Annotated in this window: 20 protein-coding genes; 7 read left to right on the forward strand and 13 right to left on the reverse strand. The window is 64.9% G+C overall.

The features are described from left to right. Positions 1 to 3 precede the first annotated feature (3 nt). Complete coding sequence (locus tag A9D14_RS07505; RefSeq protein WP_066844791.1) at positions 4 to 798, reverse strand: TlyA family RNA methyltransferase; 795 nt, start codon at positions 796 to 798, stop codon at positions 4 to 6. A gap of 74 nt (positions 799 to 872) precedes the next feature. Between A9D14_RS07505 and A9D14_RS07510 the strand changes: the two genes are divergently transcribed. The 3 genes from A9D14_RS07510 (at position 873) to A9D14_RS07520 (ending at position 4,747) form a co-directional block, all read left to right on the forward strand. Continuing rightward, positions 873 to 1,517: a hypothetical protein gene (locus tag A9D14_RS07510; RefSeq protein WP_083987766.1), complete on the forward strand. Its 645-nt coding sequence runs from the start codon at positions 873 to 875 to the stop codon at positions 1,515 to 1,517. A 731-nt stretch (positions 1,518 to 2,248) separates the two neighbouring features. Further along, positions 2,249 to 2,509 carry a hypothetical protein gene (locus A9D14_RS07515; protein WP_066844794.1) on the forward strand — a complete coding sequence of 87 codons (261 nt, stop codon included), beginning with the start codon at positions 2,249 to 2,251 and terminating at the stop codon, positions 2,507 to 2,509. A gap of 201 nt (positions 2,510 to 2,710) precedes the next feature. Then, positions 2,711 to 4,747 (forward strand): 3-hydroxyacyl-CoA dehydrogenase NAD-binding domain-containing protein, encoded by a 2,037-nt coding sequence (locus A9D14_RS07520; RefSeq protein WP_066844797.1) that lies wholly within the window; start codon positions 2,711 to 2,713, stop codon positions 4,745 to 4,747. Positions 4,748 to 4,764: 17 nt separating this feature from the next. Here the strand turns inward: A9D14_RS07520 and glk are convergent, their stop codons facing one another. Both glk and A9D14_RS07530 read right to left on the reverse strand, forming a co-directional pair. Continuing rightward, positions 4,765 to 5,739: a glucokinase gene (gene glk, locus A9D14_RS07525; protein WP_066848573.1), complete on the reverse strand. Its 975-nt coding sequence runs from the start codon at positions 5,737 to 5,739 to the stop codon at positions 4,765 to 4,767. Between the two features lie 55 nt (positions 5,740 to 5,794). Then, on the reverse strand, positions 5,795 to 6,964 hold the full coding sequence (locus A9D14_RS07530) for a D-alanine--D-alanine ligase (protein ID WP_066844800.1): 1,170 nt from the start codon (positions 6,962 to 6,964) through the stop codon (positions 5,795 to 5,797). A 103-nt stretch (positions 6,965 to 7,067) separates the two neighbouring features. Between A9D14_RS07530 and A9D14_RS07535 the strand changes: the two genes are divergently transcribed. From A9D14_RS07535 to A9D14_RS07545, 3 genes are all read left to right on the forward strand, one after another. Beyond that, a complete protein-coding gene (locus A9D14_RS07535; RefSeq protein WP_083987770.1) occupies positions 7,068 to 7,856 on the forward strand; it encodes an alpha/beta fold hydrolase in 789 nt (262 codons plus the stop codon). Next, the gene (locus A9D14_RS07540; RefSeq protein ID WP_083987772.1) at positions 7,853 to 9,460 is read left to right on the forward strand and encodes a Mur ligase family protein; all 1,608 of its coding nucleotides are present in this window, start codon (positions 7,853 to 7,855) and stop codon (positions 9,458 to 9,460) included. The genes A9D14_RS07535 and A9D14_RS07540 overlap by 4 nt, the downstream gene beginning before the upstream one ends. 104 nt (positions 9,461 to 9,564) lie before the next feature. Continuing rightward, positions 9,565 to 9,903 carry a PilZ domain-containing protein gene (locus A9D14_RS07545; RefSeq protein WP_157668170.1) on the forward strand — a complete coding sequence of 113 codons (339 nt, stop codon included), beginning with the start codon at positions 9,565 to 9,567 and terminating at the stop codon, positions 9,901 to 9,903. Here the strand turns inward: A9D14_RS07545 and mmsB are convergent. The 7 genes from mmsB to A9D14_RS07580 form a co-directional block, all read right to left on the reverse strand. After that, positions 9,900 to 10,769 carry a 3-hydroxyisobutyrate dehydrogenase gene (gene mmsB, locus A9D14_RS07550; RefSeq protein WP_066844812.1) on the reverse strand — a complete coding sequence of 290 codons (870 nt, stop codon included), beginning with the start codon at positions 10,767 to 10,769 and terminating at the stop codon, positions 9,900 to 9,902. The genes A9D14_RS07545 and mmsB overlap by 4 nt on opposite strands. 39 nt (positions 10,770 to 10,808) lie before the next feature. Beyond that, a complete protein-coding gene (locus A9D14_RS07555) occupies positions 10,809 to 11,591 on the reverse strand; it encodes an enoyl-CoA hydratase-related protein (protein ID WP_066844815.1) in 783 nt (260 codons plus the stop codon). Further along, positions 11,588 to 12,643 carry an enoyl-CoA hydratase/isomerase family protein gene (locus tag A9D14_RS07560; RefSeq protein ID WP_066844818.1) on the reverse strand — a complete coding sequence of 352 codons (1,056 nt, stop codon included), beginning with the start codon at positions 12,641 to 12,643 and terminating at the stop codon, positions 11,588 to 11,590. The genes A9D14_RS07555 and A9D14_RS07560 overlap by 4 nt, the downstream gene beginning before the upstream one ends. Beyond that, positions 12,640 to 13,782, reverse strand: a complete 1,143-nt coding sequence (locus A9D14_RS07565) for an acyl-CoA dehydrogenase family protein (protein WP_066844821.1) — start codon at positions 13,780 to 13,782, stop codon at positions 12,640 to 12,642. The genes A9D14_RS07560 and A9D14_RS07565 overlap by 4 nt, the downstream gene beginning before the upstream one ends. 39 nt (positions 13,783 to 13,821) lie before the next feature. After that, entirely contained in the window at positions 13,822 to 14,130 is a 309-nt protein-coding gene (locus A9D14_RS07570) for an I78 family peptidase inhibitor (RefSeq protein WP_066844824.1), read from the reverse strand. Positions 14,131 to 14,132: 2 nt separating this feature from the next. Next, positions 14,133 to 14,612 (reverse strand): hypothetical protein, encoded by a 480-nt coding sequence (locus tag A9D14_RS07575; protein ID WP_157668171.1) that lies wholly within the window; start codon positions 14,610 to 14,612, stop codon positions 14,133 to 14,135. Between the two features lie 95 nt (positions 14,613 to 14,707). Next, complete coding sequence (locus A9D14_RS07580) at positions 14,708 to 16,204, reverse strand: CoA-acylating methylmalonate-semialdehyde dehydrogenase (RefSeq protein ID WP_066844830.1); 1,497 nt, start codon at positions 16,202 to 16,204, stop codon at positions 14,708 to 14,710. 118 nt (positions 16,205 to 16,322) lie between these two features. Between A9D14_RS07580 and A9D14_RS07585 the strand changes: the two genes are divergently transcribed. Then, a complete protein-coding gene (locus A9D14_RS07585; RefSeq protein WP_066844831.1) occupies positions 16,323 to 17,219 on the forward strand; it encodes a LysR family transcriptional regulator in 897 nt (298 codons plus the stop codon). Positions 17,220 to 17,259: 40 nt separating this feature from the next. Here A9D14_RS07585 and lpdA read toward each other — a convergent pair whose 3' ends face one another. The 3 genes from lpdA to A9D14_RS07600 are packed head-to-tail and all read right to left on the reverse strand — an operon-like array spanning position 17,260 to position 20,412. Further along, positions 17,260 to 18,672, reverse strand: coding sequence for a dihydrolipoyl dehydrogenase (lpdA, locus tag A9D14_RS07590; RefSeq protein WP_066844834.1), 1,413 nt, complete (start codon positions 18,670 to 18,672; stop codon positions 17,260 to 17,262). Between the two features lie 11 nt (positions 18,673 to 18,683). Further along, entirely contained in the window at positions 18,684 to 19,073 is a 390-nt protein-coding gene (locus A9D14_RS07595; RefSeq protein WP_066844836.1) for an acyl-CoA thioesterase, read from the reverse strand. Between the two features lie 13 nt (positions 19,074 to 19,086). Next, positions 19,087 to 20,412, reverse strand: a complete 1,326-nt coding sequence (locus A9D14_RS07600; protein ID WP_066844840.1) for a pyruvate dehydrogenase complex dihydrolipoamide acetyltransferase — start codon at positions 20,410 to 20,412, stop codon at positions 19,087 to 19,089. Positions 20,413 to 20,460: the final 48 nt, after the last annotated feature.

Consider the following 20,460-nt stretch of genomic DNA (forward strand, 5'->3'; position numbering starts at 1 on the left):
CAGTCAGCCGCAGGATCGAGTTCCCCGCCCGGCCCAGATCAGGAACTCTATATTGCCTTCCGGTCCCTTGATAGGGCTTTCGGTCAGGCCCCGCACCGTCCATCCCTCGCCGCCGAGCCATGCGGCGACCTTGTCGCAGACACGGCGGTGCAGCGCGGCGTCGCGGACCACGCCGCCCTTGCCCACTTCCTCGCGCCCCACTTCGAACTGCGGCTTGATCAGCGCGACCAGGGTCGCATCGGGCGCGGCCAGCGCCAGCGGCACCGCCAGCACCTTGGCCAGCGATATGAAGCTGGCGTCGCACACCACCCAGTCGCAGGGCCGGTCGATCTGCTGCGCGGTCAATATGCGGGCGCTCGTCTGTTCCAGCACGGTGACGCGCGGATCGCTGCGCAGCTTCCACGCCAGCTGGTTGGTGCCCGAATCGACCGCGAACACATGCCCGGCCCCTTTTGACAGCAGCACGTCGGTAAAGCCGCCGGTGGAACTGCCGATGTCCATCGCCGTCGCTCCCGTGGGGGCCAGTTCGAAATGTTCCAGCGCATGGGCCAGCTTGATTCCTCCGCGCGACACCCATGGATGGTCGCGGCCGCGCACCTCGACCGGGGCGTCGGCGGGCAATTGCTGGCCCGGCTTGGCGATCTTCACCTCGCCCGCGAATACAAGCCCCGCCATCACGAGCGCCTGCGCGCGGCTGCGGCTCTCGGCCAGCTCTCGCTCCACCAATATCTGGTCGACGCGCATCTTGCGCGGCTTCGGTGCGGCGGCGGAAGGATTGTTTTTACGGGATTCTGTCATGGTCGACCGGCAGGAAAGGGCGCTCTGGCCGATTGGCGCTTGAGCAAGCGGGCAAGGCTTCGCATAAGCGCCCCATGACGCCAACCCGCAAATCATCCCCCGCCCCCGTCGATACCCTGTCCAGTGCCCAGCGCGAATCGCTGGCGGCGGGCGCCATGCGGCGCTGCTGGGCGATCACGGGGACGATGATCGCGGCCAGCGGGCTGTTCCTGGCGGCGGCCTGCGCGCCGACTCGCCCGGCGCCCGCGCCGGTTCCTGCGCCGGCGCCCACACCGGCGCCGACCACCACGCCCGCCCCTGTGACGCCGCAGCATTCGATCGCGAACTGGGCCGATGTACCGGTGACGCCGGGAACCTGGACCTATCGCGCCGATGGCGACGTGTCCCGCGCTCTGTTCGGCACGACCCAAGGCGGCGCGCAATTTACCATGGCGTGCGAGAAGGGAAGCCGCCAGATCCGCCTGTGGCGCGCGGGCAGCCCTGCGAGCGCCGACCAGACCGGCATGACGGTCGCCACCACCTCGGCGACGCGAACCGTTCCCGCGGCGGTCCAGACGGGGCAGATGCCGCAACTGGTTGCCAGCCTTTCGCCGGGCGATTCGCTGATCGACGCCATGGTCTTCTCGCGCGGGCATTTTGCCGTGGGGGTAAGCGGGCTGCCGCTGCTGGTCATGCCTAGCTGGGGCGAAGTCGCCCGTGTCGCGCAGGATTGCCGCTGACGCGCGCAGCGTGCCGAAACGACGTGGCCGTGATAAGTTACCATTGATTTTGAATGGCTTGCTTGAATCCTTGACGATCCGCGCATTCCGACAGTGAATAAATTCGATTCAACTCTTGTCGTTTCGCCGCAGAAAAAGCACCTTGCGAATCAAGGACGGAGCGACCGGCCAGACTGCCGCCACAGGCGCCAGCCAAGGCCCGGATCCCGCCCCGCCCCGCCGCACGCAAGGCACCTGGGGCTTGCGAATGCGGCAGTCTTTGGCCCCGGCGCGAAAGGAGGTGATCCGATGTCTCATGGTCCAGCAGAGAGGTCGGTGAAGTCCACTACGAGGCATTATCGCTGAGTTTCTCGCCGTCCCGCGTCTTTCAGGAAATCCCTTCCTGCAAATGTCCAGGGACGCGCTAAAGCGATAGAGGTTTCGTCAGGGCGGCACTTCCTGGCCGCTGACCATGCGAAACCCCGTGGCGGGCCTTCCCGCTGCGGGGTTTCTCATATCGGCCCGCGGCAATGGTGGATCGCTTCGTCGCAAGCGCCGAAACCTTATCCCACGTGCTGCATTGGATAGGTAAGCTGCGGGAGCAAAGGCTAGCACATGCCCCGCGTTCGGATGATGATCCGGTCTCGAACTTCTCGCATTTGCAGCAAAACAATCTTTGGCTTCGCTGCATTTGCAAAATCTTTGTTATTCGATTATACGAATAGCGACGCCACATTTAAAGCGGGGGTAATATGCTGCTGAAGAAAATCACTGCCGCGGTTACAGTCGCTGGATTGGCGAGCGCGCCAATTGCTGCACAAGCCGCGCCGCTCGGCACCATCGGTGCGACCAACACGCGCATTTCCGGGCCTGCCGCGTCCACCAGCAAGCTGGGTGATGATAATGACGGCACGCTTCTGATCCTTCTGGGCCTCGCCCTTATCGCTGGCGGTGTCATCATTGCCAGCCAAGGCGGTGACGACGATCCGGATCAGCCGCCCGTAAGCTTCTAGGACAGCTGCCAGATAAACGCTGGCTGGCGATGAAAGGCTGCTCGACCGGTTCGGTCGGGCGGCTTTTTTATTGCCTGAAACGGGCCCCGCCGACCGCCAACTGTCCTTTCGTCTATTTGCCAAGCTGGATGGGTGACGCCATCCCATTGCCCTGAACCTAGGGACTGATTCGCGGCCACCGGGCCGAGAGGGAGAGAGAGAATGGGCGAAACCGTCACCGTCAGCGTCGATAATGGCATCGCCATCGTCACGATCGCCAATCCGCCTGTCAACGCGCTTGGTCGCGCGGTGCGGCAGGACCTGGACGCGGCGGCTGACCGGATCGCAAGTGACGGCGACATCAGGGCCGCGATCATCCGTGCCGACGGCGGTACGTTTCCGGCGGGCGCCGACATTGCCGAATTTCCCGACGTACCCGCCCCGCTGCACGGCGATGTCTTCGACAAGATCGAGGCGCTGCACAAGCCCGTTGTCGCCGCGATCCACGGCACCGCGCTGGGCGGCGGGCTCGAACTGGCATTGGCTTGCCATTTCCGGGTCGCGGCCGAAGGCGCGAAGATGGGCCTGCCGGAAGTGCAGCTTGGCCTGCTTCCCGGCGCGCGCGGCACGCAGCGGCTGCCGCGTCTGATCGGGGCCGAGGCCGCGCTGGGCATGATGCTGACCGGCAAGCCCATCGATGCGGCCAAGGCGCTGAAGGCGGGCCTGATCGACGAGCTGGTCCCCGCCACCGAGCTGGACGACAAGGCGTTCGAAATGGCGACCGCGCTGATGGCCAAGGACGGCCCGCTGCCGCGCGCTTCGCAGGACAGCGAATGGACTCGCAAGGACCGCGACGATCCCCAACTGTTCGACCGGGTCAAGGATGCACACGGCCGGCTTTTCCGCGGCGTCATCGCGCCCGATGCGATCCTGACCTGCGTCAAGGCGGCGGTCGAACTGCCGTTCGACAAGGGCGCTGAGGTCGAGGCCAGCGAATTCGCGCGCCTGCTTTCGTCCGACCAGTCGCGCGCGCTGATCCATGTCTTCTTCGCCATGCGCGAAACCGCCAAGGTGCCCGGCATCGGCAGGGAAACGCCGCTGATCGACATCAAGAGCGTCGGCATCATCGGCGCGGGGACGATGGGCGGCGGCATCGCCATGTGCTTTGCCAATGCGGGCATCCCGGTGAAGCTGGTCGAGGTCAAGGCCGAGGCGCTGGAACGCGGCCTAGGTGTGATCCGCAAGAATTACGAGAATACCGCCAAGAAGGGCCGACTGACCGACGATCAGGTCGAATCACTCATGAATTCCATCGCCGGCACGCTCGACATGGAGGATTTGTCCGACGTCGACCTGGTAATCGAGGCGGTGTTCGAAAGCATGGAGATCAAGGAGAAGGTTTTCACCCGGCTCGATTCCATCGCCAAGCAGGGCGCGATCCTGGCGAGCAATACCAGCTTCCTCGACATCAACCATATCGCAGCCATGACGAGCCGGCCCGAGATGGTGCTGGGCCTGCATTTCTTCTCGCCCGCCAATGTCATGCCGCTGCTGGAAGTCGTGCGCGGGGACAAGAGCTCGGACAGCGTGATCGCCACCGGCATGAAGCTGGGCAAGACATTGCGCAAGACGCCGGTGCTGGCCGGGGTCTGCGACGGCTTCATCGCCAATCGCCTGATGTTCCCCTACATGGTCGCCAGCCAGCAAATGCTGCTGCGCGGGACACCGATGCAGGACATCGACGCGGCGATGAAGCAGTACGGTTTCGCCATGGGGCCGATCGCGCTGCTCGACCTGATCGGTCTGGACGTGATCGATTTCCCCGGCGAGATAACGATGACGGGCGAGCTGGTGAAGGCCGAACGGCGCGGCCAGAAGCTGAATGGCGGCTTCTACGATTATGACGAGAAGCGGCGTGGCACCCCTGCCCCCGCCGCGCTTGAGATCATCGAGAAGGTGCGCGCCGCGCATGGCATCGAAACTGCGCCGCCGCTGCAAGCCGACGAGATCCTGACCGGGCTGCTCTATCCCGTGGTCAACGAAGGCGCGAGGATCCTTGAGGAAGGCATCGCGCTGCGAGCGGGCGACATCGATGTCACCGCGATCCTGGGCTATAATTGGCCGTCCTATCAGGGCGGTCCGATGTGCTGGGCCGATATTCACGGCCTGGACCGGATCGTATCGGGGCTTGAAAAGATGGACGTCCAACCGGCCCCGCTGCTTGCCGAGAAGGCGGCTTCGGGCGGGTCGTTCACCTGATTGCAGTCGCGGCGGCCTCAGCCGGGCGCATGCGTCTGGGCATAGGCCGCCGCCGCACCGAACAGCCCCGGCTGCGGGTGGGTGATCAGCTTGACCGGAATCTTCTGCATCAGCCCCTTGAACCGGCCCTTGTAGACGAAACGCTCGGCAAAGCCGGGCTTCGTCAGCGTTTCCTTGAGCCTCAGGCCGAGTCCGCCTGCGATGACCACGCCGTTCGCGCCATGCGCCAGCGCAAAATCACCCGCCGCCGCGCCCAGGATCATGCAGAACCGCTCGCACGCCTTGACCGCGACCTGATCGCTACCAGTCAGGGCGGAGAGCCACAATTCGCGGTCGTCCCCTGACGGCATCGGCAGATTTTCGATATGCGCGATGGCTTCGGCGATCTGGACGATGGCGGGGCCGGAACACATCCGCTCCACCGATACGCGCGGAAACACGCCTCGCACGTGGTCGAGCAGCTGTTCCTCCACCCGGTCCTCGGGTGCGAAACCGATATGCCCGCCCTCGGTCGGCTGAACGCGATAGCCGCCGTTTCCGGTATGGATCAGCTGCGCGACGCCCAGTCCCGTGCCGGGCCCCGCGATCGAGGTCACGCCGTGATCGGGCAAAGCCTCGTCCGGGCCGGCGAGATGCACGAAATATTCGGGCTTCGCCCGCGCGACCGCATGGCCGACAGCCTCGAAATCATTGATCAGGACATGGCTGTCCACGCCCAACTCGTCGGCGAGTTCGGCTGGCTTGATGACCCAGTGCGAATTGGTGAACCGGATCTCGTCCTCGTTCACCGGTCCCGCCACCGCGATAGAGGCGGCGCGCGGCAGCGCTTCGGGCTGCGTCTTTTCGAATCGCTTCCACGCGGCAGCCAGGCCGGATACGCCGCCCGTCGCGAAAGTGGTCGGCTCGCCCATGTGGCGCACATGCCCATCGCCGATTTCGGCAATGGCAAAGCGCGCATTGGTGCCGCCGACGTCGATTGTAACGATTTTCACTGATTTCCCCATCACCCAAGCCTAATGGCCGCCCACCTGGCGCCAAGCAACATCTCTATCGGGGAAGCAGATAGGCCCCTTGCGGTACCGGATCGTCGAACCGCTTCACGCTTCCCGCCAAGGCTTCCGACACCAGATGGTTGACGAGCTCGGGGAACAGCAGCGGTTCCTGCGCCGCTTCCCACAGGAAGAAGCCATAGCTGCCCGGAATGGCGTTGATCTCGTTGAACCAGATCTCGCCCGTTTCGCGGTTCGACATGAAGTCGATGCGCGGCGCCCCGCGGTGACCCAGCGCGATGAAGGCGCGGCGGGCATAATCGTGGATCGTGTCCTTCATCGCGGCCGGAATGTCGGGATTGATGTCGCGTGTCAGCGACAGCATGCCTTCCGACGGCAGGAACGATCCCTTCGACCCGCCCCCCGAAGACAGGTATTTCTCCTTAAAATCAAGCAGTTCTGCCCCGCTCTTGGGACGTTCTATCGCGGACAGCTTCACTTGCTGCGCATCGCGGTCCCAGCGCATGGCGATGTTATATTCGACCAGGTTCTGAACCTGCGGCTCGATGATCGCCAGATTGTCCTGCGCCAGCACATAGGCGACCAGCGCGGGCAGATCCGCCGCGCTTTTCGCCAGCCCGACGCCGATCGAACTGCCCAGATTCGCGGGCTTCACGATGGTGGGGAAACCGAACTTGGCCTCGACCTCGGCGATCAGGGCATCGGTGTCCGCCAGCCTGGCGCGATTGGCGGTCACGTGGTCCAGCACGTTGACGCCCGCCAGCTTGACCAGAGCCTTGGTCGCATCCTTGCGCATCGCCATCGCGCTCGATCCCGCGGCAAAACCCGTGACCGGAATGCCCAGCAATTCGAAATGACCCTGCAGCCGCCCGTCCTCTCCGAACGGGCCGTGGAACACGGGCAGCACGCAATCGATCGGCGTCTGCGCGCCGCCCTGCAGCGTCTGCATCACCGGGCCGCGCTCGCTCCAGCGGAAGAACACCTCGGGCGCGCCCGAAGGTCTGGGCTTGAACCGCCTGATATCGCGCAGGAAAGGCGCGGAGAAGAAGCGGTTCTCGAAATCGGTGTAGACGGGGATCACCTCGATCTCGCGCACGTCGCAGCCGTCCATCAGCTGGTGCGCCGACACGACCGACACGTCATGCTCCTGGCTCGCGCCGCCGAACAGCACCGCGACCTTCAACCTGTTGTCATTCGCGCCCGTCATTTCCGCTCCGCCATTCGCGCTATCCCCAGTTCCAACGCAGGCCACCCACAGGGCATCGCCCGCCAATCTTGTGCGCCGCATCTGGCGCTGTAAGAAGGGCGACATGAAGCCTCCCCATCATATCCGGATCGGCACGCCCGGCGCACCGAAAGTGGCATTTGGCCACGGCTGGGACCGGTCGCATCGCGATTTCATCCCCGTTGCCGAAGCGCTTGCGCCGCTTGTCGATGCCTACCTGTTCGATCTGCCCGGTTTCGGCAAGAGCGAGCGGCCCGATGATGCATGGGGAACGGTGGAATACGCCGATTACATGGCGCGCCACATGGTCGACCAGCTGGGATTCGACCTGTGCACCTGGGTCGGCCACAGCCTTGGCGGGCGCATCGGCCTGCGCCTCGGCCGCCGGTCGGGCGGATTGATCGAGCGGCTGGTGATCGTCGCCGGCGCCGGGATTCCGCGGCAGACCAGCAAGTGGGAACAGCTGAAGCGCAAGCGCAGCTCCGCGAAGTTCCAGCGGCTGAAGGCGAATGCGAAGGACGAGGCAGAACTGATCGAGCTTGAAAGGAAATTCGGCAGCGTGGATTACGTCCACAGCCGCGAAACCGGCATGCGCGACATCTTCACCGCCACCGTGACCGAGGACCAGAGCGCGGACCTAGCCCGCATCATGATGCCGACCACGCTGATCTATGGCGCAGAGGACAGGGACACCCCGCCCGAGATCGGGCGCAAGATCGCCTCGCTGGTGCCGAACGCCAGCTATGTCGAAGTGCCTTTCTGCGACCATATCTCGATCCTGGACCGTGGGCGCCACCAGATCGCGCTCGCCATCAAGGAAGGGCTGCCCAAGGGCGCGCCCACCGCTGCCGATCTTGCGGAGGCGAAGCCATGATCCTGGCCCCCATCGCGATCTTCGCCGCCGCCTTCGCCTTCCTGCTGTGGGTGCGGCTGCATACGCTGCTCACCTATTTCCAGCAGGAGGAGTATGACGGCCGCCGCTTCCCGGGCGCGATCCTGCGCATGCGGCTGTTCGACGTGCGCGCCAGCGCGGTGCTGCTGGTCCTGACCGCCATCAGCACCGTCGCCTATTCGATGGGCAACATGATCAGCCTTTCGGTCTCGGGCATACTGGCGGCGGCGGTGATGCTGGTGGCGATCGCGTGGCAGGAACGGCAGTACCGCTACAAGAAGCCGCTGGCCCTGACAGAGCGGGCGCGGCGCATCCGGAATGTCGCCGCGATCATCTGCGTGCTGCTGGTGCTGCTGGCGTCGATGGGGCCAATCCAGGCGCTGGTCGCGGTGCAATTGCCGCCGGTCGCGCTGATCATCGCCAATGCCATGCTGAAGCCCGTGCAGGACAGGGTGAACGAGGGCTATGTGGACGAGGCGCGGGACAGGCTGGCACGGCTCGATCCGATCCGCATCGGCATCACCGGCAGCTTCGGCAAGACCACCACAAAGCACATCTTTGCCGAGGTGCTGGGCGTGTCCGCGCCGGTGTTCTACTCGCGCGGGTCGATCAATACCGTGCTGGGCCTGACGCGCCATATCCGCGAACGCCTGCAGTGGAGCCACCGCTATTTCATCGCCGAAATGGGCGCCTATGGCATCGGTTCGGTCGCGCGGCTGTGCCGCTTCGTACAGCCCGACTATGGCATCGTGACCGCCATCGGCGATGCGCATACCGAACGCTTCGGATCGGTCGATAATATCGCCAAGGCCAAGTCGGAACTGGTCGAATCGGTCTGCGAAAAGGGCGGCACCGCCGTGGTCGCGACTCAAGTCATGGACTATGCGCCCTTCCGCGGCCTGGCAGAGCGCTATCCCGGACAGGTCGTGACCGTCGGGCCCGAGGAAAGCGCCGACATCCGCATCGCCAGCGCCGCGCTTGAGGGCGCGGACTGGGTCATCACGCTCGACGACCGGCGCGCCGAGGGGTTCGGCACGCTGCGCTATGAGCTTCCGCTGCTGGGCGAGCATAATGTCACCAATTCGGCGCTGGCCGTGGCGATGGCCGCGATCATCGATCCGTCGATCGCAAAACGCATCCCGCTGGTCACCCCCGATGTCGAACAGGTGCCCCACCGGCTGCAGAAGCGCGAAAGCCCGGGCGAGCCGCTGGTGCTGGACGATGCCTATAACGCGAACGAGGCCGGCTTCCGCAATGCGGTCGCGGTGGCGTCCGAACTGGCCCGCCAGCGCGGCGGACGCTCGATCCTCGTCACGCCGGGCATCGCCGAGCTGGGCATGGAGCATGACCGCGTCCACGCCAAGCTGGGCGAATATGCGGCCGCGCGCGCCGATGTGATCTATGCGGTGAACCCTTCGCGCATCGCCAGCTTTACCGGCGCGCTAAGCGCGGCGGGCAAGCCCGCGGTCGAGGTGGCCAGCTTCAGCGAGGCGCGCAAGGCACTGAAATCAGATGCCCGGCCCGAGGACGTCGTGCTGTACGAAAACGACCTTCCCGACCTGCTCGAGGAAAAGCGCTTGCTGTAACCGCGGCGCCTTCCCGCATAATGGCGGGGAAAAATTGGACAGGGCCGCTGCGGCGATGGGGCGGCCAATGCTATGCAACAGCCGAACGCATCGCTGGAGCCGCCATGAACCTGCGCATCGAAGACCGTTCGCGAATAACGGTGCACGGCCTCTACCGCGTCAGCAACGGGCGCGAACGGTCCGCCATCATCATCGACCTTTCGCCCAAGGGCTGCCGCCTGCTGGAACGCATGCACCAGCTTCCGGTCGGGGCGGACATCATGCTGACCATGGGCCACATCTCCGCCTTCCCGGCGCGCATCTGCTGGAACGAGGGATCGTTCTATGGCGTAGAATTCAAGCGCCCGCTGCACCGCGTCGTCCTTGAACATCTCTATCGCGGCGGCGCGCCCGTGTTGCGTGCCCCCGGCGGCGAGGATGTCAGCGCGGAAGACGCGGGCTAGAGCGTCTCGAAGATCGCGCCGAAGTCCTTGCCGCCCAGCCCCGCCGCATTGGCCGCCTCGTAGATCTCGGCCGCCTTGCTGCCCAGATCCACCTTGGCACCGCTGCGCTCGGCCGCGTCCATCGCCAGCCTCAGGTCTTTCAGCATCAGCGCCACGGCAAAGCCGCCCGCATAGCCATTGTCGGCAGGGCTTGCCGCCCCCACGCTAGGCGCGGGCGTATAATCGTTGAGCGACCAGCAATAGCCCGTCGATTTCGAGCTGATCTCGTGGAACTTGTCCATGGCAAGGCCATTGCGCTCGGCCAGCTTAAGCGCCTCGCACGTGCCGATCATGTGGCAGGCCAGCAGCATGTTGTTGCACATCTTGGCCACCTGCCCCGCACCGGCATCGCCCGCGCGGATCACCGCCTTGGCCATCGGGTCCAGCACCTTTTCGGCGCGTCCGAAGGCGCTGTCGGTGCCGCCCACCATGAAGGTCAGCGTTCCGCCGTTCGCCGCCGCGATGCCGCCCGAAACCGGGGCGTCCACCATCTCGTACCCCGATGCCTGCGCCGCATCGATCATTTTGCGCGCGGTGGCGATGTCGATGGTCGAACAGTCAATCAGCAGAGCGCCCGCCGGGGCGTGGCCGATCACCTCGTCGGTATAGACCTTGTCGACGATCGCGCCGTTGGGCAACATCGAAACGACCGCCTCGACACCCTCCACGGCCTCCCTGGCCGAACTGAAACCGGTGCAGCCTGCGTCCCTTGCGTGCGCCAAAGCGGCCTCGCTCAGGTCGAAAGCGCGCACGTCATGGCCGGCTTTCGCCAGGTTCGCGGCCATGCCGCCGCCCATGTTGCCCAGGCCGATGAAGGCGATCTTCATGCTTCACATCCTCTCTTCTTCGTAATGCGGCGCGGCGTCTCAGCGCCCCTTCCACTGTCCTTCGCGCTTCTCGACGAATGCGGCCATTCCTTCGGCCTTGTCCTCGGTCGCGACCAGGATCTGGAACATCCGGCGTTCGGCGATCAGCCCCTGGTCAAGCGTGGTTTCGAACGCCATGTGGACCATTTCCTTGTTCATCATCGCGGCCATCGGCGGCATCGCGGCGATCGCCGCGGCGGTCTTCATCGCATCGTCAAGCAGGTTCGCGGCGGGCACGATCCGCGCGATCAGTCCGGCACGCTCTGCCTCCTCGGCGTCCATCATCCGACCCGTCAGGCACATTTCCATCGCCTTGGACTTGCCGACCGCGCGGGTCAGGCGCTGCGATCCGCCCATGCCGGGGGCGACGCCCAGCTTGATCTCGGGCTGGCCGAATTTCGCATTGTCCGATGCAAGGATGAAATCCGCCATCATCGCCAGCTCGCACCCGCCGCCCAGCGCAAAGCCGTTGACCGCCGCGATCCACGGCTTGCGCGTCTTCTTCACGAGGTCGGCGGTCCAGCCGACGAAGAAATCCTCAAGGAAGAAATCAGCGGCCTGCTTGTCGAGCATCTCCTTGATGTCGGCGCCCGCGGCAAACGCCTTGTCCCCGCTGCCCGTCAGGACCAGACAGCGCTGGTCTCCGTCGGCTTCATAGGCGGCGAAAGCATCGGTCAGATCGGCCAGGACCTGCGAATTCAGCGCATTCAATGCCTTGGGCCGGTTGAGCGTGACCAGCGTCACCGCGCCGCGCGTTTCGACCGTGATCGTCTCGTAAGTCATAGGGGTTTCCATTCCTCTTCAGGCGGGAGCGGCGCGAACACCGCATCGACCGCTTTCGGGTCGATGTCCGCGACACGCGCGGGCTTCCACGCAGGGTCTCCGGTCTTGTCGACGATCAGTGCCCTCACGCCCTCGGCAAAGTCGGGGAGCATGATGGCGCGGCCGGCGGCGCGATATTCCATGGTCATGTTGTGGGCGAAGTCGGGCGCTGCGGCACCCTCGCGCAGCTGCCGCAGCACCAGCTCGCAGGTCATCGGGCTCTTGGAGCGGAGCGTCTTCAGTTCCTTGGCGGCCCATTCGCCGTCATCTGCTTCCAGCGCATCCATGATCCCGGCCAAGGTGTCGGCTGCGAACAGTCGGTCGATCGTGTCCATATTGCCGCGCAGCCGCGCTTCCGGCGGTTCGCTGGCGAGCGCGTCCAGAATATCCCCGATCTCATCCGGCTTCTCGATGATCCGCGCCTTGGCCTCGGCAAGCGCGCCGCTTTCCAGGTAATGCGTGCCCAGACCGGCCCACAGGCATTCCGCCCCGTCCAGCCGCGCGCCGGTGAGGCCCAGGAACTTGCCCAACTGACCCGGCAGGCGCGACAGATACCAGCCGCCGCCGACGTCGCAGATCAGGCCGATCCCGGTTTCCGGCATGGCATAGCGGGTGTTTTCGGTGACCACCCGGAAACGGGCAGGCTGCGAGATGCCGACACCGCCGCCCATGGTGATCCCGTCCATGAAAGCCACGACCGGCTTGGGATAGGTGAACAGCAGATGGTTGAGCTGATATTCCGTGTGGAAGAACGCCCGCCCCGACTTGCCGCCATCTTGCAGCGCCGAATTGCGCAGCAGGGTCACGTCGCCGCCCGCGCAGAAACCGCGCCCCTCGGCATGGTCGAGGATGACGGCCTTAACCGCATCGTCATCGCGCCATGCCAGCAGCGCCTCGATCATCGCCTCGCACATTTCCATCGTCAGCGAATGGATCGCCTTGGGACGATTGAGCGAAATATGGCCGATCTTCCGGCCTGCCGTACCATGCGTGTGGATCAGGATATCGCTCATCGCACCATCTCCCGCCCGACGATCATGCGCATGATCTGGTTGGTACCCTCGAGGATCGAGTGCACGCGCAGGTCCCGCCACAGTTTCTCGACCGGATATTCCTTTAGATAGCCGTAGCCGCCGAACAATTGCAGTGCGCGGTCGACGACGCTGCTGCCCGTTTCGGTGGAGATCATCTTGGCCATCGCGGCAAAGCGCGTCTTGTCCGCCGAGCCTGCCGTCACCTTGGCTGCGGCGAGGTAGAGCAGCGCGCGTGCCGCTTCCAGTTCTGCCGCCATCTCGGCGAGGGTGAACTGCGTGTTCTGGAAATCGGCAATGGCGCGGCCGAATTGCTGGCGGTCCTTCACATAGGCCAGCGCCTCGTCGATGGCGCGCTGCGCCCCGCCCAGCGAGCAGGCCCCGATATTGAGCCGCCCGCCATCTAGCCCCTGCATCGCGATGGCAAAGCCCTGCCCTTCGGAGCCAACGATATTTTCCTTGGGTACCTTGACCCTGTCCAGGATCAGCGCAGCGGTCGGCTGCGAATTCCAGCCCAGCTTCTTCTCCTGCGCGCCGAACGAGACGCCTTCCATGTCCTTTTCGATCACCAGGCAGGAAATGCCCTTGGGTCCGTCCTCTCCGGTGCGGACCATGTTGACATAGATCTCGTTCACCCCGCCGCCCGAGATGAACTGCTTCGACCCGGTCACTTCCCAATGATCGCCCTTGTCGACGGCCCTGGTCTTGAGCGCGGCGGCATCCGATCCCGAACCGGGCTCGGTCAGGCAATAGCTGGCAAGCCTTTCCATGGTGACCAGCGAAGGCAGATACTTGTCCTTGACCGCATCGGCGCCAAAGCAGTCGATCATCCAGCTTGCCATGTTGTGGATCGAGATAAAGGCGCTGGTCGACGGGCAGCCATAGGCCAGCGCTTCCATGATCAGCGCGGATTCAAGCCTGCCCAGGCCGATCCCGCCCGCTTCTTCGGACACATAGATCGCGCCGAAACCCAGCTCGCCCGCCTGCGTCAGCGTGTCGCGGGGCAGAATCTTCTTCTCGTCCCATTCGGCGGCATGGGGGGTGATGGCATCGGCGGCGAAGCGCCGGGCCATCTCCTGAATCGCCTGCTGGTCCTCGGTAAGTTCGAACTGGCCTGTCATGCTTCCTCTGTTCTTTTTTAACGGCGGTCTATCGACGGGTCAGCCGCAGCTGATCCGGTCGATCGCCATGGTATCGTCATAGGACACGGTCAGCCGGTCGGGCCGGAAGTCCATCGTCATCGCGCTGCGCGGCGGAGCCCATCGCAGGGTTCTTGCGCCAGTCGCCGTCAGAAGCTGCACGCCCAGCTCGGCCGTCGCGGTCTGGCCGAGGCGGTCCTGGACGGGGTCCGCGTTGCAGGTCGCGTCGGCTCCCATTCTCACCGGCTCCGGCCCCGCCCCGCCGCCGGTGGCCGTGCAGCCAGCCAGCGCAAAGGGTGCAAGGGTCAGTATCATTGCTGCGCGCTTCATGGTCATGTCCTTCCCGTGCATCTGCGATATTCGAATTCGCCCGACATCGCGCCTTCGCCCAGTTCGCGCCGCACGAGGACATCGCCGTCCTCACGCATTTCAAGGCGCATCTCGCGCGTCCACTCCATGCCCTCGCCTTCGAACGCGAACAGGCCCTGCACCGAATCCGGCCCGACGGTCGCGCTATCGCCCAGCGTGCCCACCGATTCGTAGAAAGTGAGCGTATCCTCGCCGACTTCAAGCAATCCCTTGGCCGCCGCGCCGCCTTCGCAGTCGGCGGCGTTCATGCCCCAGTCGCCGCGAAACCGCGCCGGGATCAAGCCTGCCTGCGCCGGCGGTGCAGCCGCATCCTGCTGCGGATCGGGCATGGCGACCGGCTCGCTGGCCTGCTCATCCGGTTCCGTTGGCGTTTCCCCGCAGGCCGCAAGCGCCAGCACGCCGGCGATGACCAGCGTGCGGGACATTCGGGCAGCCCAGTTCATTCGATGCATGGCGTCTCCTTTGCGATCGCGTCGGCATTTTCCCTGTCAACGCCGCATAGCGCGGTCGTGTCCCGCAGGGATAGTGCCCCGCGCGGTCACAAGGTGGGGATCAGGAACGCATTGGCCCCGTCGCCCACGCCGCCATCGGGCCAGCGCTGGGTCACGGTCTTCACCTTGGTCCAAAAGCGCATGCCTTCCATGCCATACTGGTTGGTGTCGCCGAATGCGCTGCGCTTCCACCCGCCGAAGCTGTGATAGCTGACGGGCACCGGGATCGGCACGTTGATGCCGACCATGCCCACGTTTACCCGCGCCGCGAATTCGCGCGCCGCGTGGCCGTTGCGGGTAAAGATCGCGACGCCATTGCCGTACTGGTGCTTCGACGGCAGCGCGACCGCCTCCTCGAAATCCCTGGCGCGCACCATTTGCAGCACGGGGCCGAAGATCTCTTCCTTGTAGCTTTCCATGTCGGGCGTCACGCGGTCGAGCAGCGTGGGGCCCATGAAGAAGCCCTTTTCGTGACCCTGCAGCGTGAAGCCGCGCCCGTCGATGACCAGTTCCGAACCCTCGTCCACCGCTGTCTCGATCCACTTCTCGATCCGCGACCTGTGTTCGGGTGTGACGACCGGGCCGTAATGCGCGTCTGGATCGTTCGAAACGCCCACGCGCAGCGCGTTGATCGCGGGGATCAGCTTCTCGCGCAGGCGGTCGGCGGTCTCCTCTCCCACCGGCACCACCACGGGCAGCGCCATGCAGCGTTCCCCCGCCGAGCCGAAGGCCGCACCGGTAAGATCGTTCACCACCTGGTCGAGATCCGCGTCGGGCATCACGATGCCATGGTTCTTGGCCCCGCCCATCGCCTGAACGCGCTTTCCGGCAGCGACGCCGCGATTATAGACATAATGCGCGATGTCGGACGAACCCACGAAGCTGACCGCCGCAATATCGGGATGGTCCAGAATGGCGTCGACCATCACCTTGTCGCCATGCACGACCTGCAGCAGCCCCTCGGGCGCGCCGGCTTCCAGAAACAGCTCGGCAAGTCGCACCGGAACGCTGGGATCGCGTTCGCTGGGTTTCAGGATAAAGGCATTGCCTGCCGCGATCGCCATGCCGAACATCCACATCGGGATCATGGCGGGAAAGTTGAACGGAGTGATTCCCGCGCCGATGCCCAGCGGCTGGCGCATCGAATAGACGTCGATGCCGGTGCCCGCGCCGACCGTGTATTCGCCCTTCAGCACCTGCGGGATGCCGCAGGCGAATTCGATCACCTCAAGCCCGCGCTGCACGTCGCCCTTGGCGTCGTCGACGACCTTGCCATGCTCGCTCGCCAGCAGTTCGGCGAGTTCCTGCATGTTCTGCTCAATCAGCTCCTTGAAGCGGAACATGACCCGCGCGCGGCGCTGCGGATTGGTCGCCGCCCATTCAGGCTGCACCTTCTTCGCAATCTCCACCGCCTTGTCGAGCAGCGCCGCATCGCCCAGCGGCACCTCTGCCTGGACCTCTCCGGTCGAGGGATTCCATACCTTGTGCGTGCGGCCCGAAGCTCCGCCGGTTCCGCCCGCGATGAAGTGGTCTATCGTGCGCATGGCCCATCTCTCTCCGTAGTTGTCCGGCGCAGATTAACAGCGCCATTGTATTGCCAACTAGCATCGCAGGGCGCACAGTTGCATGCAACGATCAAATTTACGGCATGGTGCTGCAAAAATGCAGGATATCGACTGGAGCGATTTTCAGGTCTTCCTGGCGCTGGCCCAATCGGGCCGGACCGGCGATGCCGCCAATCTGCTGGGCGTCGATGCGACCACCGTCAGCCGGCGGCTGAAACGGCTGGAAACCGGGCTTGCCGTCGCCCTGTTCGAACGGGGCCGCGATGGCCACCAGCTGACCGAGGCGGGCGAGGAACTGCTTGAGCAGGTGTCGACCATGGCACGGGCCGCCGCCAAGATCCGCGACGGGGCGGAAGCGGGCGAAGGCCTGTCGGGCACGCTACGGATTAGCGTGTCGGAAGGGTTCGGCAGCTGGTTCCTGGCGCGGCACATCCCGGATCTGGCCGACGCCCATCCCGCGCTAACGATCGACCTCGTCGCCAGCAGCGGCTTCCTCAACCCTTCGCGGCGAGAGGCCGATATCGCGGTCATGCTGTCGCGCCCGCGGTCGGGCCAGCTGATCGCCCGGAAGCTGTCGGATTATGCGCTAAGCCTGTACGCGACGCAGGATTACCTGGACCGCGCGGGCACGCCGCAAAGGTCGGAGGATCTGATCACCGGCCACCGCCTGATCGGCTATGTACCCGAACTCGTCTATGCGCCCGAGCTGGTCTATCTGGATGAGATTCACCCCGGCCTTCGCGCGACGCTGCGATCGTCCAGCATCAACGCGCAGCACCGCCTGATCGCACGGGGCGCGGGGCTTGGAGTGCTGCCGCGATTCATCGGCGATGCCGATCCGGCTCTCGTCCCCCTGCTGCCGCAGCGGTCGATCCTGCGCAGCTTCTGGATCGTGACCCACGCCGACACCAATTCGCTGGCGCGCGTGCGGGCGGGCACCGAATGGCTGATCGACGTTGTGGCAAAGCACCGTTCGGTGCTGCTTTCCCGCTGAGCGCGGGCGGGGCGCTGTTAACGCGCCCCGCCCGGCACCGTCAGATATGCAATGCGCGGCCGTAAGCGGCCAGCACGCTTTCATGCATGCTTTCGCTGATGGTCGGATGCGGGAAGATCGTGTTCATCAGCTCGGCCTCGGTCGTTTCAAGCGTCTTGCCGACGACATAGCCCTGGATCATCTCGGTCACTTCGGCGCCGATCATGTGCGCGCCCAGCAGTTCGCCGGTCTTGGCGTCGAACACGGTCTTGGTGAAACCCTCTGCCTCGCCCAGAGCGATCGCCTTGCCGTTGCCGATGAAGGGGAAGGTGCCGGTCTTCACCTCGTAGCCCGCTTCCTTCGCCTTCGCCTCGGTCATGCCGACGCTGGCGATCTGTGGGTGGCAATAGGTGCAGCCCGGAATGTTGGCGCGGTCCAGCGGGTGCGGGTGCACGTCCTTGTTGCCCAGTTCCTGCGCGATCGCTTCGGCTGCCGTGACGCCTTCGTGGCTTGCCTTGTGCGCCAGCCATGGGCCCGGGGTGCAATCGCCGATGGACCAGACGCCCTTCACATTGGTGCGCCCGTAATCGTCGATCTGGATGAACCCGCGGTCAGCCGTGATCCCCAGCTTCTCCAGCCCGATCTCCTCGGTATTGGGGACGATGCCGATGGCGACGATGGCGTGGCTGAATTCGGTGTCTTCCGCCTTGCCCGCCTTGTCGGTGATCTTCGCCTTGACCGATTTGGCCGTCTTGCCGGTAATCTCGACCTTTGCGCCGGTCTTGATCGTCATGCCCTGCTTGGTCAGCGCCTTTTCAAGGAAGGCCGAGACGTCCTTGTCCTCGACCGGCACGATGCGGTCCATCATCTCGACGACCGTAACGTCGACACCCATGTCGTTGTAGAAGCTGGCGAATTCGATGCCGATCGCGCCCGATCCGATGACCAGCAGCTTCGTCGGCATCTCCTTGGGCGTCATCGCGTGGCGATAGGTCCAGATCCGGTCGCCATCGGCGGGATTGCCGGGCAGGTCGCGGGCGCGTGCGCCGGTGGCGACGATGATGTGCTTGGCGGTCAGTTCTTCCGTGCCCTTCTCGCCCTTCACTTCCAGTCTGCCGGGAGCGACGAGCTTGCCGGTGCCCATGTGAACCGTGATCTTGTTCTTCTTCATCAGGTGCGTGACACCCGAATTCAGTTGCTTGGCCACCCCGCGCGAACGCTTGACCACTGCGTCCAGATCGGCCTCGATCTCCTTGGCGGCAAGGCCGTAGTCCTTGGCGTGCTGCATATAGTGGAATATCTCGGCCGAACGCAGCAGAGCCTTGGTCGGGATGCAGCCCCAGTTGAGGCAGATGCCGCCCAGCAGCTCGCGCTCCACGATGGCGGTCTTCAGGCCCAGCTGCGCGCAGCGGATCGCCGAAACATAGCCCCCCGGCCCCGAACCGAGCACGATCACGTCATAGCTGTCTGCCACTTTGCAGTCTCCTAACCCTGTATCGGGCGCGGGCGCCCGTTGTCATCTATTGCCACGAAAGTGAAATCCGCCTCGGTCACTTTCACGGCATGTTCTTCGAAGCGGTGGCGGCGCCATGCCTCGATGTTGATCGTCATCGAACTGCGTCCGACGCGCGTGATCTCGCCATATACCGACACCTCGTCCCCCACCGACACTGGTGCATGGAATAGCATCTTGTCCATCGCGACGGTCACCGCCCGGCCCTTGCCATGGCGCGAGGCGATCAGCCCCGCGGCATTGTCCATCACGCTGACCAGCCAGCCGCCGAAGATGTCGCCATAGACATTGGTATCGGCGGGCATGGCGACCACGCGGATCGCCGGATCGCCTGCGGGTGGGTTGCCGTCGTCAGAGGTCATGCACGCGCCGCCCTCAGGCCAGCATGCCGAGCGGGTTCTCGACCAGTTCCCTGAACGCCGCCATCAGCCGGGCACCGTCTGCCCCGTCGATGGCGCGGTGATCGAAGCTGCCGGTGGCGCTCATCATCGTGGCGGCGACGATCTCGCCATTGTCGTCGACGATGGCGCGCTTTTCGCCCGCGCCGATGGCCAGGATCATGCCCTGCGGGGGGTTGATCACCGCCTCGAACTGCTTGATGCCCATCATGCCCATGTTCGACAGGCTGCCGGTACCGCCCTGGTATTCCTCGGGCTGCAGCTTGCCTTCGCGGGCGCGCCCGGCAAGATCCTTCATCGCGGTGGCGATCGAGCTGACCGACCGGCCATCGGCATCCGAGATGATCGGCGTGATCAGCCCTGCCGGAATGGACACGGCGACCGAGATGTCGGCACGCTCGTACTGGATCAGCTCGCTGCCCGAGAACGCAACATTGCATTCGGGCACTGCGATCAGCGCCTTGCCAAGCGCCTTGACCAGCAGATCATTGACCGAAATCTTCACGCCCTGGCTTTCCAGCGCCTTGTTGATCTCGCCGCGAAGCGCCAGCAGCTTGTCGAGCCGCACGTCTACGGTAAGGTAGATGTGCGGAACCTGCTGCTTCGATTCCGTCAGGCGGCGCGCGATGGTCTTGCGCATGCCCGACAGCCTGGACACCTGGTGCGGGATACGCGCGTCAAGGATGGCACGGGTCTCGTCCGACATCTCGACCGTTGAGGCCGGTGCGGCGGACGGCGCGCTTGCGGCGGGTGCCGGTGCGGCCTTGGCGGAGCCGGCCTTCGCCCCTTCGATATCGGCCTTGACGATGCGGCCGCGCGGACCGCTGCCGCTGACCTGCGACAGGTCGATGTTCTTGTCCGCCGCCATCCGGCGCGCCAGCGGCGAAGCGAACACGCGCTCACCCGACGACGCGGGGGCCGGACTTGCGGACGGCGCAGGTGCCGCTGCCGGAGCGGGTGCGGAAGCAGGCGAAGGAGCAGGTGCATCCGACTTGGCCGGAGCGGGCGAAGGGGCGGGCGCCGCCTTGCCGCCGCTTTTGGCCGCTTCCTCGATGTCTTCGCCTTCCTCGGCCAGAACCGCGATCACGGTGCCGACCTTAACGTTCTCGGTCCCCTCGTCGACCGAGATCGCCGCGATCGTGCCTTCGTCGATGGCCTCGAATTCCATCGTGGCCTTGTCGGTCTCGATCTCTGCGATGATGTCGCCGGGCCCGATCTTGTCGCCCGTTTTCACAAGCCACTTGGCCAGGGTGCCCTCTTCCATGGTGGGGGACAAGGCTGGCATCTTGAGTGAGATCGGCATGATCGGCAGCGTTCCTGGTTCGATTGCAGGCCAACCCGGCGGAGGCAG

Origin of the sequence: Croceicoccus marinus, assembly GCF_001661675.2 — a bacterium.
Lineage (GTDB): Bacteria > Pseudomonadota > Alphaproteobacteria > Sphingomonadales > Sphingomonadaceae > Croceicoccus > Croceicoccus marinus.